We start from the raw sequence: 14,225 nt of genomic DNA on the forward strand, positions 1-14,225 counted from the left end.
CTCTCACGGCTTGCCTACTGCTTACCGCACAGCGAGACGACCTTCTGCTCTTCCTCCGAGAGGCTGGGGCCGGGGCTGGGAGTGGGCGCGGTCGCGGACTGGGTCGGGGTCTGGGATCCGGTGGCCGACGGGGTCGGCGTTGCCTTGGACGTGAGGGAGGTACGGGTGGTTCCCGTGGTACCGCCGGCCTCGCCCTGGCCGGTCTGCGCGGAGTTCTCGCTCTCGGCAGCGCGCCGCTGCGCCTCCTTCTTGCACGCGGAGGCCTGCACGGCCAGCTCGTCGATCTTGGCCTGGGCGTTCTTCAGCCCGCCTTCGGCGATCGTGGCCTCGACCAGCTTCTGCTGGTACGGCGGCAGGTACTTGAGTTCGATCTCAGGGTGGTCCTTCTCGACCTTCGACAGCGACACCCAGGCCAGATCCTGGCTGATCCCCCGGTACAGCGCCACGTGTTCGCCGTTGGTGCCGACGTAGTACTGGGTCTGCGTCCAGCGGTGACCGGCGTACAGACCGCCGCCGACGACGGCCAGCGCGAGGATGCCGTAGACGGATCTCTTCAGCCAGCGGCGCCGGGGCCGGGGCTTGACGAAGTCGTCGTCGCCGTAGCCCCCGAAGCCGTCCGTCGGGATGTAGCCGGTGGTGTCGCCGGAGCCGGGCGGGCCGAACTCGCCGCCCCCGCCGCCCTGTCCGGGCACCTGGCGGCCGAGGCCGGCGGCGCGGCCGGCCGGGGTCTGCATGATGCCGTTGTCGTGCAGGTGGTTCTGGTTCTCGGCGACCGCGCCGACCACGACCGGGGTGTCGGACAGCTGCCCGGCGAGGGTGTCGCCGGTGTCGAGGTCGAGGACGTCGGCGACGATGACGGTGATGTTGTCCGGGCCGCCGCCGCGCAGCGCCAGCTCGATCAGCTGCTGCACGGTCTCCTGCGGGCCCTGGTAGCTGGCGAGGGTCTCTTCCATCGTCTGGTGGGAGACGACCCCGGACAGCCCGTCGGAGCAGATCAGGTAGCGGTCGCCGGCCCGGACCTCACGGATCGACAGGTCGGGCTCGACGTGGTCGCCGCTGCCGAGGGCGCGCATCAGCAGCGAGCGCTGCGGGTGGGTGGTGGCCTCTTCCTCGGTGATCCGGCCCTCGTCGACCAGACGCTGCACCCACGTGTGGTCCTGGGTGATCTGCGTGAGGACACCGTCGCGCAGCAGGTACGCGCGCGAGTCGCCGACGTGGACGAGGCCGAGTCGCTGGCCGGTCCACAGCAGGGCGGTGAGGGTGGTGCCCATGCCCTCCAGCGACGGGTCGTCCTCGACCATCTGGCGCAGCTGGTCGTTGGCGCGCTGGACTGCGGCGCCGAGCGAGGTGAGGACGTCCGAGCCGGGGATGTCGTCGTCGAGCTGGACGATGGTGGAGATCGCCTCGGAGGAGGCGACCTCGCCGGCCGCGGCGCCGCCCATGCCGTCGGCGATGGCGAGCAGGCGAGGACCGGCGTATCCGGAGTCCTCGTTGCCCTCGCGGATCATGCCTTTGTGCGAACCGGCGGCGAAGCGCAGTGACAGACTCATGCGCACCTCGCCCGTCGGCTGCTCCCGGTACAGCCGGTCGTGTCGAGCCACACTGCCCACCCTCCGGTCGGGAGCGCGCCGCGGCCCGGGGTGCCGGCCGCCACTGCGTGCTCGCTCCGCTCGCTCATTGTCGTACTACTTCCGCAGCTCGATGACGGTCTTGCCGATGCGGATCGGTGCACCCAGCGGAATCGGCAGGGGGGTCGTGAGGCGGGTCCGGTCGAGATAGGTGCCGTTCGTGGACCCGAGGTCCTCGACGATCCACTGGCCGTCCCGGTCCGGGTAGATCCTGGCATGCCGGCTGGAGGCGTAGTCGTCGTCCAGCACGATCGTGCTGTCGTGCGCGCGGCCCAGGGTGATGGTCTGGGACTGGAGCGCGACGGTGGTGCCGGTGAGTGTGCCCTCGGTCACCACCAGCTTGGTGGGGGCGTTGCGGCGCGCCCGGCCGCCGGCCGGCTGCTGGCGCTGCTGCGGGGGCGCCTGGCGCGTGGCCTGCTGCGCCCGGCCCGCGTCCCGCCGGGATCCGCGCTGTGTGACGCGGGTACCGAACAGATCGCTGCGGATGACCTGCACGGCCACGATCACGAACAGCCACAGTACGGCCAGGAAACCCAGCCGCATGACCGTGAGGGTCAGCTCTGACATTGCCCCCGGATCACCCTTCGGCTTGCCTATAGATAACGGTGGTGCTGCCCACGACGATCCGCGAGCCGTCGCGGAGCGTAGCGCGGGTGGTGTGCTGCCCGTCCACCACGATGCCGTTGGTGGATCCGAGATCCTGGATCGTCGAGGGCGTTCCGGTCCGGATCTCACAGTGCCGGCGGGACACGCCGGGGTCGTCGATCCGCACGTCGGCCTCGGTGCTGCGGCCCATCACCAGCGTCGCGCGGGAGATCTGGTGGCGGGTGCCGTTGATTTCGATCCAGTACCGGGTGCGCGAGCCGGCGGCGGCGCCGGGCCCGGCGCCGGGCCGCTGGGCGGCGGGCTGGGCCGGCTGCGGATAGCCGTACCCGCCGGGGAGGGCCCCGGGCGGGGCGCCGCGGCATGGGCGGAGCGCCGGCGGGCTGCGCGGGGCGCCCGCGGGCGGGTAGCCGTAGCCGCCGGCGGCGGGGCGGGCGCCGTCGGCCGCGGGGGCCGGGCCCTGCTGGTTGCTGGAGGAGGCGAGCGTACGGCTGCGCACCCGGTACAGACCGGTGTCCAGGTCGTCGGCCTTCTCCAGGTGGACCTTGATCGGGCCCATGAAGGTGTAGCGCTGCTGCTTGGCGTAGTCGCGGACCATGCCGGCGAGCTCGTCGCCGAGCTGGCCGGAGTAAGGGCTGAGGCGCTCGAAGTCCGGGGCGCTCAGCTCCACGATGAAGTCGTTGGGGACGACGGTCCGGTCCCGGTTCCAGATGGTGGCGTTGTTGTCGCACTCGCGCTGCAGCGCGCCGGCGATCTCCACCGGCTGGACCTCGGACTTGAACACCTTGGCGAAGGTGCCGTTGACCAGACCTTCGAGACGCTGCTCGAACTTCTTCAGGACTCCCATGGGGCACCTCCTCCGGTGTTGCGGTCCTGTGTACTGCTGCGTGTACTGCTCTGTGTACTGCCTACCCGGTACTGCTTACTGATCGTATCCACGCCCCGGTTAATCGGCTGGTTCCCCCTGTCAGCCCGGTCGACGGGTGTCGACGCCTGACGAAGTTCCCTGCGGCGCTCCCCTTCGAACTTCTGGCATGGATCGTAGAGGGGGTCGCAAACAAGTGTCCCGCACCGGGCTGTGGACTCCGCCCGGCTCCTGGGCCTACGGCCCGGACCGGTACGAGGTTGATACGTGCGAGGGGCTCCCGGGCCGGTCGGCGTGCCCCTACGAGGGTGTCCCTGCCCCCGACAAGGGATGTGAACCCACCCCGTCCACCGTGCTAATGTTCTGGGTGTCGGAAGGCGCCGGCCCCAAGGGGCGGAGCCGGAGGACACACCCAATGCGCGGGTGGCGGAATAGGCAGACGCGCTGGATTCAGGTTCCAGTGCCCGCAAGGGCGTGGGGGTTCAACTCCCCCCTCGCGCACCGGCTGAAAGCCCCGCAGGTCTCGGACCTGCGGGGCTTTCGCGTTGTCGGGGGTGGTGCCGTGATGGGCATCGTGTGTGACGGATGTCTCAGCAGGTGGGCGTCCAGCGTGCGTTGGCCTCATGCTGCACTCCCGGCGCGGCGTGCGTGAGGCGGTGGCAACGGTGTGGCCGCGGGGGTTCGGATGCCGCGCGGTGCGGAGCGAGGCGCCGGCCGGGGACGTGCCGACCGGCGCCGGTCCGAGGGGGTCGGTCACTCCTTCATGCCGGCCAGTTCCACCGCACGGCGCCGCATGGCCAGGCCGGCCGGTACGACGGACGACACCACCGCCAGCACCGCGCACGCGCCCACGGCCGCCCCGAGCGCCGCCCACGGGATCTCGATCGAGCTCCACACCGACAGCAGGCCCAGCGCGCTCCACATGCCGGCCAGGTTCAGCCCGGCGACGAGCAGTCCCAGCACCCCGCCGACCGCGACCACCATCAGCGCCTCGGCGCCGACCAGCCGCAGCACCTGCCACGTGGTGGCCCCCGCCAGACGCAGCACGGCCAGGTCGCGGATCCGGTCGGACGTCGCCATGACCATCGTGTTGGCCAGGGAGATGCCGGTGTAGAGCAGGGCGATGCCGAGGACCAGCAGAAAGCCGTAGCGGGTCGTGCGGTTGGTCTCGGGGTAACTGGCCCGCACCCACTCGTCCCGGGTGAACACCCGGGCCCCGCCCGCCGCCTCGCGCAGGCCCGCGCCCACGGCCGCCGTGTCCGCGCCCGCCGCGACGCTCACGTCGACGCGGTCCACGGGCGCGCCCGGGGCGTTGGCGGCGGTGACCCAGACGCCGCTGTCGCCCGTGCCGGTGGTCATCACGGCGGCGATCCGCAGCGACTTCTTCGTACCGTCGCCGAGCCACACCTGGACCCGCTCGCCCACGGCGTGCCGCTCCCACTCCTCGTTCACGATGATCGAGCCGTCGTCGAGGTCGCTCACCCTCCCGGCGGCCAGCGGCAGATGGAGGGCCGCGGCCGGCGGACCGGCCTGCGCGGCACGGGCGTCGGACCGGATCAGCGCCACGCCCTCCTCCAGGACGTACACCGCGCTCGACGAGGTCGCCGACACCTCGGCGCCCGGCACCGCCTTCAGCTTCGCCAGGGTGGCCGCGTCGAAGCCGTCGTCGCCGGCCGGCGTGATCACGAAGTCGGCGGCGGTCTGCTCACGGGTCTCGGTGGCCTTCGCCTCGTTCAGCGTCGCGGTGGCGCCGAGCAGTGAGCCCGTGAGGGCGACGGTGACCAGCACGGGCGCCGCGATCGCGGCCGTACGGCGCACCCCGGCGGCGGCGTTCTCCCGCACCAGCATCCCGCCCGCGCCGGGCAGTTGGGCCGGCAGCCAGGCGATCAGCCGGGTCAGCGGGCGCACCACCACCGGCGCGAGCAGCGCCACCGCGGTGATCAGCAGCATCGGGCGGCTGACGTACGTCTTGCGGTGCAGCAGCTCGCCCGGGTCGGTGGCCAGGGCCAGGCTCAGCGTCACGGCGGCGGTCAGCAGCAGGGCTGTGCCGAACAGGCGGCTGCCCCAGGTCATCGCCCGGCTGTCCACGGACGCCTCGCGCAGCGCCTGCGTGGGGCCGGTGCGGCCGGCCCGCCAGGACGCGGCCAGCACACCGCACAACGCGACCAGCAGACCGGTCCAGAACGCCATGTGGTACGGCCAGCCGTGGTCGCCGATCTCGAACCAGGCCGGCGCCAGACCGCCGTCGACCACCCAGTCGGCCAGCCGCGGCGCCCCGTACGCGCCGAGCACACAGCCCGCCGCGGAGGCGAGCACGCCCACCGCGAACGCCTCCGCGAACACCATCCGCCGGAGCTGCCCCGGCGTCGCGCCGGCGGTGCGCAGCAGTCCGAAGTCCCGGCGCCGCTGGGCGACCGCGAAGGCGAAGGTGGACGCCACCACGAACACCGACACGAACGCGGTGACGCCGCCCGCCGTGCCGAACATGGCGTTCATCGCGGTGAGCGCCTCGCTGCCCCGGTCGGGATCGGCGTCGGCGTACCGGCGGTCGGTGCCGGTGAGCACCCGGACGCCCTCCGCCCCGCTCACCGCCGCGCGCACGTCGGCCGCGTCGGCGTCGACCACGAGCTGCGTACTCCTCGGGGAGAGCGCGGCGGCGCGCGCGTCGGTGAAGAAGACGGCGTTCTCGAAGCCGCGGTCGGCGACCGTGCCGACGACCAGGACGGAGCCCCGGCCGGTGGTCACCCGCCGGCCGGGCTCGGCCCACTCGCCGCTGACGACGACCTCGCCGTCGGCCCGGGGGGCCCGCCCGGAGGTGAGGTCGTACGGCGCGAAGCGGGCGGTGGACCACGGGTGGCCGACCAGCTCGCCGGGCGCGCCCCGGGCCCGTACGGCGAAGGACCGGTCCTCGACCACGGTGCCGAGTCGCTCCAGCTCGGCGACTGTCGCGGCGGGCACCGGGCGGGGATGCGCGAGCCGGTGGGTGCGCTCGCCGCTCGACGTGGGCACCCGCAAGGTGTCCTGGCCCTTGACGACGACGGGCGCCTCGGCGAACCGCTCCGGCTGCCGCTCGGGCGCGTCCAGCGAGGAGGCGAGGGCCAGGCCCATCACGGCGAGCAGTGCGACGCCGAGCGAGAGCGCGACGAAGCTGCCGACGAAGGTGACCCAGCGGATGCGCAGGGTGCGCAGGGCGACGCTCAGCACGGCAGGGCCTCCGAGGAGGTCGGCGCGGACTGCGGCCGGGACGCCCCGGTCTCCAGCTTGGTCGTCCGGGCGGCGATGTCGTCGGCGCCCGCCCCGACGAGCTCGCCGTTGACACGGCCGTCGACGAGGAAGACGACGCGGTCCGCGTAGCCGGCGGCCACGGGGTCGTGCGTGACCATGATGATCGTCTGGCCCTCGCGGTCCACCATGCCGCGCAGCAGCGCCAGCACCTCATGGCTGGTCTGCGAGTCCAGGGCACCGGTCGGTTCGTCGCCGAACAGCACCTCGGGGCGGGTGATCAGGGCCCGGGCCAGCGCCACGCGCTGTTGCTGGCCGCCGGACATCTCGGTCGGCCGGTGCCGGGCCCGGTCGCCGAGCCCGACCTGCGCCAGCACCTCGCGGACCCGGGCCTTCGGCACGCGCCGGCCGGCCAGGCGCAGCGGGAGGGCGACGTTCTGCTCCGCGGTCAGCGAGGGCAGCAGGTTGAACGCCTGGAAGACGAAGCCGATGCGCGCACGGCGCAGCAGGGTCAGCCCGGTCTCGCTCAACTCGGTCAGCTCGGTGCCGCCGACGGTGACCGAGCCGGACGTGGGCCGGTCCAGGCCCGCCGCGCACTGCAGCAGGGTCGACTTGCCGGACCCGGAGGGGCCCATGACCGCGGTGAACGTGCCCCGTGGGAAGGAGAGCGAGACCTGGTCGAGTGCCGTCACGGCGTTGCCGCCCGCCCCGTACCGCCTGCTGACGTGGTGCAATCGGATGGCGTCGTTGTTCATCTGTCCCCACTCGTTCGGTGTCGGTCCTCCCGCGCACCTGGGCGGGACGGAGTGTTCGGGGAACGGCGGCGTACGGCCGTTCCGGGTTCGGCCGGCGTGCCGGACCGGGTGTCGCGGGTGGCAGGTGACTGCCGTGGCAGCAGGCTGCGGGGCGGGCGGGCCGGGTGGCTCAGCCGAAGTCGGCGGGGCCCATGGCGTAGCCGATCAGGACGAACGCCGGGGGCCACACCGCGCCGCCGACCACCGACCTGAGCAGGTAGCGCGGCGGCAGCGGCATGCGGGTCGCCCCGCACAACGTCGGCACGAGCGTGCGCAGCACGGCCGTGCAGCGCCCGACGAACACCGCGCCCGCGCCACGCCGCTCGATCAGACCGAGCGCCCGATCGGTGTACTTCCGCCGGCCCGGCCCCGACCGCAGCGGGGCCGGCACGCGGGACCGCCGGCGCCGTCCGACCGCGTAGCCGGCCAGGCTGCCCAGGACCGCGTCGGCCGGCGCGGTGAGCAGCGCCGCCTCCACCGGCACATGGCCGTGCCGGGCGAGCATCCCGCCCACCACCACCGCGGTCTGCCCCGGCAGCGGCGTGCCGATCACCGGCAGGGCGGCCTCCAGCGCGGGCAGCAGCACCACGGCGAGGATGCCGAGGCCGCCGTGCGCCGCCCCGTGCTCCGCCGGCCAAGCCGTCATCGGTGCCGCCTCTCTCGTCTTCTCGATGCCTCCACGAAACCGTGCGGGGGCAGGGCGACGCACTGCGGCAGGGACGAGACGTGGGGTAGGGCCAGGCATACCCGGCAGGCTCGCTGCAGCCATCCCCGAGGATCTGTCGCTGGATCAGGGGGCGTGCGTCGGCTTGCGTCGGGGCAGGGGTGCCCGTCAAGTGCCGTGCGGGGCATGCCCTGGAAGGGCACCGCCTCCTGGGCCGGTACCGATGGGTGTGACCGCAGCAGCACGGCGAGCATCGTGTGCACCTTCGAGCCCGGCAGAGCGATGCGCCGCGCCCCGTCCCTCGCCTCCACCGGTCCGAGCAACCGGAATTCCACGTGCGACTCCCCACCTCGTCCGGCCGCGGACGCACCAGGTGTGGCCGGGCCGTCGCGGAACGCCGAAGCGTCGTTGTCCGGCCAAGGCTGGGCCGGAGCCGGCGGAATCGCGCCTTCGATGCGGCAGTTGGCTGCGGTGGCAAGAGCCGGCAACCGGCGGACCGTGACCCGCCACCCCCGCAGGAGGAGTAGCGGCGGTGTCCCTCGACGGCCTGACCTGCGGCCCACCGCCCTGGGTAGGGCCTGCCACACCCCCTGTCCGCCCCCTGGACCCATGGCAGCGGCCGCGGCGCCCCTTCTACGGTGGCCGCATGCACCCCCGAAACGTCTGGCAGGCCATGTCGCGGCCGGACTTCCTGCTGTCGGCGTGGCCCTGGCGGTCGGTCGGCTATCTGCTGACCGGCGCCGTGGCCGGTCTGTTCGCGCTGGTGGCCGTCGTGGTTCTGGCGGCGCTCGGCGGGGCCCTCGCGATCGTGCTGGTGGGCCTGCCGCTGCTGGTCGTCCTCGCCCTCGTCGGCATTCCGGTGGCGTGGGGCGAACGACGCAGGCTGCGCCTGGTCGACCTGGACCCGGCACTCGACCTGCACCAGCACCAGCCGCCCGCCGCCCGGGGCCTGTGGGCGTGGCTGACCGCCCGGCTCCGGGAACAGGTGACCTGGCGGGAACTCGGCTACACCGTGCTGTTCGCGGGCCTGCTCTGGCCCGTCGACGCCCTCGTGATCACCGTCGCGCTGCTGTTCCCGCTGTCCATGGTGGTCACCCCGCTGTGGATGGCCACGATCGGCGAGGGCGAGGCGAAGGTGCTCAAGCAGTGGACGGTCACCACCTGGCCGACCGCGTTCGGTGTCGCCGTCCTCGGGCTGCTGCTCATGACGCTGTGCGCCTACCTCCTCGGCCTGGCCGCCGGCGCCCGCGCCGAACTGACCCGCCTCCTGATCGCCCCGCGCGACGCCGAACTCGACGCCAAGGTGGTCGAACTCACCCGCTCCCGTGTGCGGTTGGTGGACGCCTTCGAGGCCGAGCGGCGGCGCATCGAGCGCGATCTGCACGACGGCGCCCAGCAACGCCTCGTCGCCCTGACGATGACCCTCGGCCTGGCCCGCCTCGACGCCCCGCCCGGCCCCCTGGCCGACCAACTCGCCAAGGCCCACGAGGAGGCCGGCAAGGCCCTCGCCGAACTGCGCGAACTCATCCACGGCATCCATCCCAAGGTGCTCGCCGACTACGGCCTCGAAGCGGCCGTCCTGGACGCCGCCGACCGCTCGGCGGTCCCGGTCGACGTCGACCTGGAACTGCCGGGCCGACTGCCCCAGGCGGTCGAGGCCGCCGCGTACTTCGTGGTCTGCGAGGCGCTCGCCAACGTCGGCAGGCACAGCGGGGCCGCGCGCGCCGAGGTGAGCGGCGGGCACGGCGGGGGACGGCTCGTGCTGGAGGTGCGCGACGACGGGTGCGGCGGCGCCGACGCGGCGGCGGGCACCGGGCTGACGGGACTCGCCGACCGGGTGTCGGTCCTCGATGGCAGACTCTCCCTGTCCAGTCCGCCGGGTGGACCGACCCTGCTGCGTGTGGAGTTTCCTTGCGACCCCTGCCGGCCGACCGATCGCTGCGCGTAGTACTGGCCGAGGACAGCGTGCTGCTGCGGGAGGGGCTGATCGGCCTGCTCGGCCGCTGCGGCCACGAGGTGGTCGCGGCCGTCGGCGACGCCGAGGCGCTGGTCGCCGCGGTCGAGGAACACGAACCCGACATCGTGGTGACGGACGTACGGATGCCACCCGGTTTCCAGGACGAGGGCCTGCACGCGGCGGTCCGGCTCCGCGAACGGCGCCCTCGACTCCCGGTGCTCGTCCTCAGCCAGTACGTGCAGCGGACGTACGCCTCCGCACTCCTCGACTCCGGCGACGGAACCGGCATCGGCTATCTGCTGAAGGACCGGGTCGGCCAGGTCGAGGAGTTCGTCGACGCGCTCGGCGAGGTCGCCGACGGCGGCACGGTCGTCGACCCCGAGGTCGTGCGCCAGCTGCTGCGCCGGCGCCGGGACCCGCTGGAGCGGCTCACCTCCCGCGAGCGGGAGGTCCTGGCCCTGATCGCGGAGGGCAAGTCCAACGGCGCGATCGCCCGCGAACTGGTGGTGTCCGAGGCGGCCGTCGGCAAGCACATCAGCAACATCCTCACCAAGCTCGACCTGCCACCGGCGGACGAGACGCACCGGCGGGTGCTGGCGGTACTGGCCTATCTGCGGGCGTGACGCGGGGCGCGAGGCGGCCGACGCGCGCGGGCTCGGGTCGGCTTGACGGGGGTGTGACGGGGGTGATGTGGCGTGTGACGGGCGCGCGAAGTGGCGTGTGACGGGCGCGCGAAGTGGCGTGTGACGGGCGCGGGCTCGGGTTGGCTTGACGGGCGCGCGGTGTGGCGTGTGACGGGCGCGGGCTCGGGTCGGCTTGACGGGCGCGGGCTCGGGTTGGCTTGACGGGCGCGGGCTCGGGTTGGCTTGACGGGCGCGGCGTGTGACGGGCGCGGGCTCGGGTTGGCTTGACGGGCGCGCGGTGTGGCGTGTGACGGGCGCGGCCTAGGGTCGGCTTGACGGGGCGGCCGCGATGTGGCGTGTGACGGGCGCGGCCTCGCTGCGAGGCCGTCGACCGCGAAGCCGTGTCACCGTGAACCGTGGTCTCGTACGGACGCGGCTTCTTCGCGGCCCGTGCCGACCGGGGCGCGCGGAGCGCCTACGGCTTCGACTGGTCACCGACCACTGCACGACCTCCCCCGACAACCCCTTCCGCTTCCCCTTCGCCCTTGCCTGCGTGCGCCACGACTTCGGCCACCGGAACTACCGAGCGCTGGACAAGCCCGGGTGACGGTGGGTCGGACGGGCGCACCGCGGAGCCGCAGCCCACGGAGGCCGACGACCCTGCCGGCCGCCTCGGTGGGCCGGGTTGTCCACAGGTGGGGAGTTGTCCACAGGGTCTGACGGGATACGACGGCCGGTTGTACCGTCGGCACGAGTTGATGTTCGTGCGAGTCGCGGGGGAGGCGGTCATGGTGACCGAGGCCGGTGTGCGGGACGCGGATTCCGGGACGGTGCGGATTCCACGGGTGCAGGGCTTCGCCGAGTGGTCGCCCCAGGGCGCGCGCTCGCCCAAGGCGGAGGGGAAGGCCCTGCGTGAGCGGATCCCGCGGCGCGCCCACGCCACCCTCGACCTCGACGGCGCCCGGCCCGACGCGGTGGCCGCGGTCGAGGAGTCCAACCGGGGCCGCATCCCCGAGCTCACGCCGATAAGGGTGGGCAGGATGGCGGCCACGCCGTTCGCCTTCCTGCGCGGATCGGCGGGCCTCATGGCCCACGACCTCGCCCGCACACCCATGACCCGCGTCCGCGCCCAGATCTGCGGCGACGCCCACGCGGCCAACTTCGGCCTGTACGGCGACGCGCGCGGCGGCCTGGTCATCGACCTCAACGACTTCGACGAAACGGTGTACGGCCCCTGGGAGTGGGACCTCAAGCGGCTTGCCGCCTCGCTGGTGCTGGCCGGGCGGGAGGCGGGCGCCGACGAGGACACCTGCCGGGCGGCCGCCCATGACGCCGCAGGCGCCTACCGCCGCACCATGCGACTGCTGGCCAAGCTCCCGGTGCTGGACGCGTGGAACGCCATCGCGGACGAGGAGCTGGTCTCCTACACCGACGCCCACGACCTGCTCGGCACGCTGGAGCGGGTCTCGGAGAAGGCACGGGCCAACACCAGTGGGCGGTTCGCGGCGCGGTCGACCGAGCCGACCGAGGAGGGCGGACGCCGGTTCGTGGACGCGCCGCCGGTGCTGCGCCGCGTCCCGGACGCGGAGGCCGCGGCGGTGGCGGCGTCGCTGGAGGACTATCTGGCGACGCTGTCGGAGGACCGTCTGCCGCTGCTCTCCCGGCACGCGGTGCACGACGTGGCCATCCGGATCGTGGGCACGGGCAGCGTGGGCCTGCGTTCGTACGTCGTCCTGCTCCTGGACCACCGCGGTGAGGCGCTGATACTCCAGGTGAAGGAGGCCCGAGGCTCGGCGCTGCTGCCGCATCTGCTGACGGCCGGTTTCGAGGCGGCGCCCGTGGACCACGAGGGCCGCCGGGTGGTCCTCGGGCAGAAGCGGATGCAGGTGGTCAGCGACATCCTGCTCGGCTGGACGACCGTCGAGGGCCGCCCCTTCCAGGTCCGGCAGTTCCGCAACCGCAAGGGCAGCGTGGACCCCGCGGCGCTCTCCACCGACCAGCTCGACGACTACGCCCGCATGACCGGCGCCCTCCTCGCCCGCGCCCACTCCCACAGCGCCGACCCCCGCCTGATCTCCGGCTACTGCGGCAAGAACGAGGAACTGGACGAGGCGGTGGCCGCGTTCGCCACCGCCTACGCCGACGTCACCGAGGCGGATCACGCGGCGCTGGTGGCGGCGGTGAGGGCGGGGAAGGTCGCGGCGGAGACGGGGGTGTGAAGCCCCGGGCGGCGGAAGTGATCGGGGGCGAGCGGCCGTGGCCTACGCTGGTCGGGTGACGACCCCGGAAGCTGAGCAGGGTGGTGTCGCCGGTGAGGGGCGGGCGACGCCCCAGGACGGCGCGCCCCGCCCCGAGGACGGTGCCTCCCGCCCCGAGGACGGTGCCTCCCGCCCCGAGGACGGTGCCTCCCGCCCCGAGGACGGTGCCTCCCGCCCCGAGGACGGTGCCTCCCGCCCCGAGGACGGTGCCTCCCGCCCCGAGGACGGCGCCTCCCGCCCCGAGGACGGCGCGCTCCGCCCCGAGGACGGCGCGCTCCGCCCCGAGGAGCGGCTGGAGCGGGCCGTGCGGGCGGCCGAGCAGGCGCTGATCGAGTACGAGATCGCGGTGGAGACCTTCCGCGTCGAGATCGAGAACTTCTCCCGGCTGCACCACCAGAAGCTGGGCCCGATGTACGCCCGCCTCGAGGAGCTGGACGCGCAGATAGCCGAGGCGAAGGCGGCCCGGACCGGCGACCCGGAGGACCTGCGCCGGGCGGGGGAGCTGCGGGCCCGGGTGCTGCCCATGCCCTCCGTGGAGGAGCTGTTCCACGGCTGGATGGATGGCGACGGCCTGTTCCCGGAGGCCGCTGCGATGCTCACGGACCAGCCCGTCCGGCCCCCGCAGCGGGTGCGCCCCAGCGAGGAGGCCCGCCGCATCTATCGCGAACTGGCCCGCAAGGCCCACCCCGATCTCGCGCGCGAGGAGGACGAGCGCAAGCGGCGAGAGGAGTTCCTCACCCGCGTGAACATGGCGTACGCCCGTGGCGACGCGGCGGCGCTGCGCGAGCTGTCCGAGGAGTGGGCGGCCGGACCGGTGCCCGAGGAGCGCCGCTGGAGCCGCAGCGAGGAGCTGTACGCCCGCCTGGACTGGCTCGCCCAGCGCAAGGAGCTGCTCACGGTCGTCGCCCGGGAGCTGGAGGAGGGCGCCATCGGCTCCATGCTCAAGCTGGCGCCGGACGACCCGGACCGCCTCCTCGACGAGATCGCCGAGCGGCTGCTGGCGGAGGTCGCGCAGCGCGAGGCGGAGCTGGCGGCGCTGATCGGGCAGTGAGCGGTCGGAGGCCGGTCGGCGGTCGGTCGGCGTCGGCCGTCCCCGGACCGCCTGGGAACCGTCCTCGCGGACGCTTCCGGTAGCGTCGGGAACATGAACTTCGGAGCTGTTCCCACGGTCGGGGTCACGGACCTCAAGGACGACGACTTCCTCCTGGACGTCCGCGAGGACGAGGAGTGGCACGCCGGCCACGCCGCCGGGGCGCTGCACATCCCCATGAGCGAGTTCGTGGCCCGGTACGGCGAGCTGACCGAGGCCGCCCCGCAGGACGGCCGCGTCCACGTGATCTGCCGCTCCGGCGGCCGCTCGGCGCAGGTGGCGATGTACCTCAACCAGCAGGGCGTCGACGCCGTCAACGTCGCCGGCGGCATGGAGGCGTGGGAGGCCCTCGGGCGTCCGGTGGTCACGGACGCGGGCGAGCCGGGAGCGGTGGTCTGAGCCCGTCGCCCGGGCTGAGGACCCGGCGGGGCGCGGCGTCCTCGTAGGCGCACGGGCCCCGGCCGGAGACACCGGCGTGCGACCCCACGGCTCAGCAATGGCCGCGGGGCGCCCGCGGGACC

General features: G+C 73.7%; 11 protein-coding genes, 1 tRNA gene and 1 pseudogene. 7 read left to right on the forward strand and 6 right to left on the reverse strand.

Features of this window, described 5'->3' with window-relative positions:
* Positions 1-14: 14 nt before the first annotated feature.
* From IPT68_RS18585 to IPT68_RS18595, 3 genes are all read right to left on the reverse strand, one after another.
* The gene (locus IPT68_RS18585) at positions 15-1,550 is read right to left on the reverse strand and encodes a Stp1/IreP family PP2C-type Ser/Thr phosphatase (RefSeq protein ID WP_189696196.1); all 1,536 of its coding nucleotides are present in this window, start codon (positions 1,548-1,550) and stop codon (positions 15-17) included.
* Positions 1,551-1,685: 135 nt separating this feature from the next.
* Positions 1,686-2,195, reverse strand: a complete 510-nt coding sequence (locus IPT68_RS18590) for an FHA domain-containing protein FhaB/FipA (protein ID WP_189695955.1) — start codon at positions 2,193-2,195, stop codon at positions 1,686-1,688.
* Between the two features lie 10 nt (positions 2,196-2,205).
* Complete coding sequence (locus tag IPT68_RS18595) at positions 2,206-3,078, reverse strand: FhaA domain-containing protein (protein WP_194073990.1); 873 nt, start codon at positions 3,076-3,078, stop codon at positions 2,206-2,208.
* 435 nt (positions 3,079-3,513) lie between these two features.
* Here IPT68_RS18595 and IPT68_RS18600 point away from each other — a divergent pair.
* Positions 3,514-3,597, forward strand: a tRNA-Leu gene (locus IPT68_RS18600).
* Positions 3,598-3,849: 252 nt separating this feature from the next.
* Here IPT68_RS18600 and IPT68_RS18605 read toward each other — a convergent pair.
* From IPT68_RS18605 to IPT68_RS18615, 3 genes are all read right to left on the reverse strand, one after another.
* Entirely contained in the window at positions 3,850-6,300 is a 2,451-nt protein-coding gene (locus tag IPT68_RS18605; RefSeq protein WP_189695953.1) for an ABC transporter permease, read from the reverse strand.
* Entirely contained in the window at positions 6,294-7,073 is a 780-nt protein-coding gene (locus tag IPT68_RS18610; RefSeq protein ID WP_189695952.1) for an ABC transporter ATP-binding protein, read from the reverse strand. The genes IPT68_RS18605 and IPT68_RS18610 overlap by 7 nt, the downstream gene beginning before the upstream one ends.
* A 169-nt stretch (positions 7,074-7,242) precedes the next feature.
* Positions 7,243-7,758: a DedA family protein gene (locus tag IPT68_RS18615; protein ID WP_189695951.1), complete on the reverse strand. Its 516-nt coding sequence runs from the start codon at positions 7,756-7,758 to the stop codon at positions 7,243-7,245.
* A 691-nt stretch (positions 7,759-8,449) separates the two neighbouring features.
* Between IPT68_RS18615 and IPT68_RS18620 the strand changes: the two genes are divergently transcribed.
* The 6 genes and pseudogenes from IPT68_RS18620 (at position 8,450) to IPT68_RS18650 (ending at position 14,103) form a co-directional block, all read left to right on the forward strand.
* A complete protein-coding gene (locus tag IPT68_RS18620) occupies positions 8,450-9,724 on the forward strand; it encodes a sensor histidine kinase (RefSeq protein WP_189696195.1) in 1,275 nt (424 codons plus the stop codon).
* Positions 9,697-10,356 carry a response regulator transcription factor gene (locus IPT68_RS18625; protein ID WP_189696194.1) on the forward strand — a complete coding sequence of 220 codons (660 nt, stop codon included), beginning with the start codon at positions 9,697-9,699 and terminating at the stop codon, positions 10,354-10,356. The genes IPT68_RS18620 and IPT68_RS18625 overlap by 28 nt, the downstream gene beginning before the upstream one ends.
* A gap of 443 nt (positions 10,357-10,799) precedes the next feature.
* Positions 10,800-10,945, forward strand: a pseudogene (locus tag IPT68_RS18630) (phospholipase A2); the annotation flags it as partial.
* A 199-nt stretch (positions 10,946-11,144) separates the two neighbouring features.
* Positions 11,145-12,575: a DUF2252 domain-containing protein gene (locus IPT68_RS18635; protein WP_228040575.1), complete on the forward strand. Its 1,431-nt coding sequence runs from the start codon at positions 11,145-11,147 to the stop codon at positions 12,573-12,575.
* A gap of 55 nt (positions 12,576-12,630) precedes the next feature.
* Positions 12,631-13,665 carry a hypothetical protein gene (locus IPT68_RS18645; protein ID WP_265583751.1) on the forward strand — a complete coding sequence of 345 codons (1,035 nt, stop codon included), beginning with the start codon at positions 12,631-12,633 and terminating at the stop codon, positions 13,663-13,665.
* 93 nt (positions 13,666-13,758) lie between these two features.
* The gene (locus IPT68_RS18650; RefSeq protein WP_189695947.1) at positions 13,759-14,103 is read left to right on the forward strand and encodes a rhodanese-like domain-containing protein; all 345 of its coding nucleotides are present in this window, start codon (positions 13,759-13,761) and stop codon (positions 14,101-14,103) included.
* Positions 14,104-14,225: the final 122 nt, after the last annotated feature.

This window comes from Streptomyces chromofuscus, from assembly GCF_015160875.1.
Classification (GTDB): domain Bacteria; phylum Actinomycetota; class Actinomycetes; order Streptomycetales; family Streptomycetaceae; genus Streptomyces; species Streptomyces chromofuscus.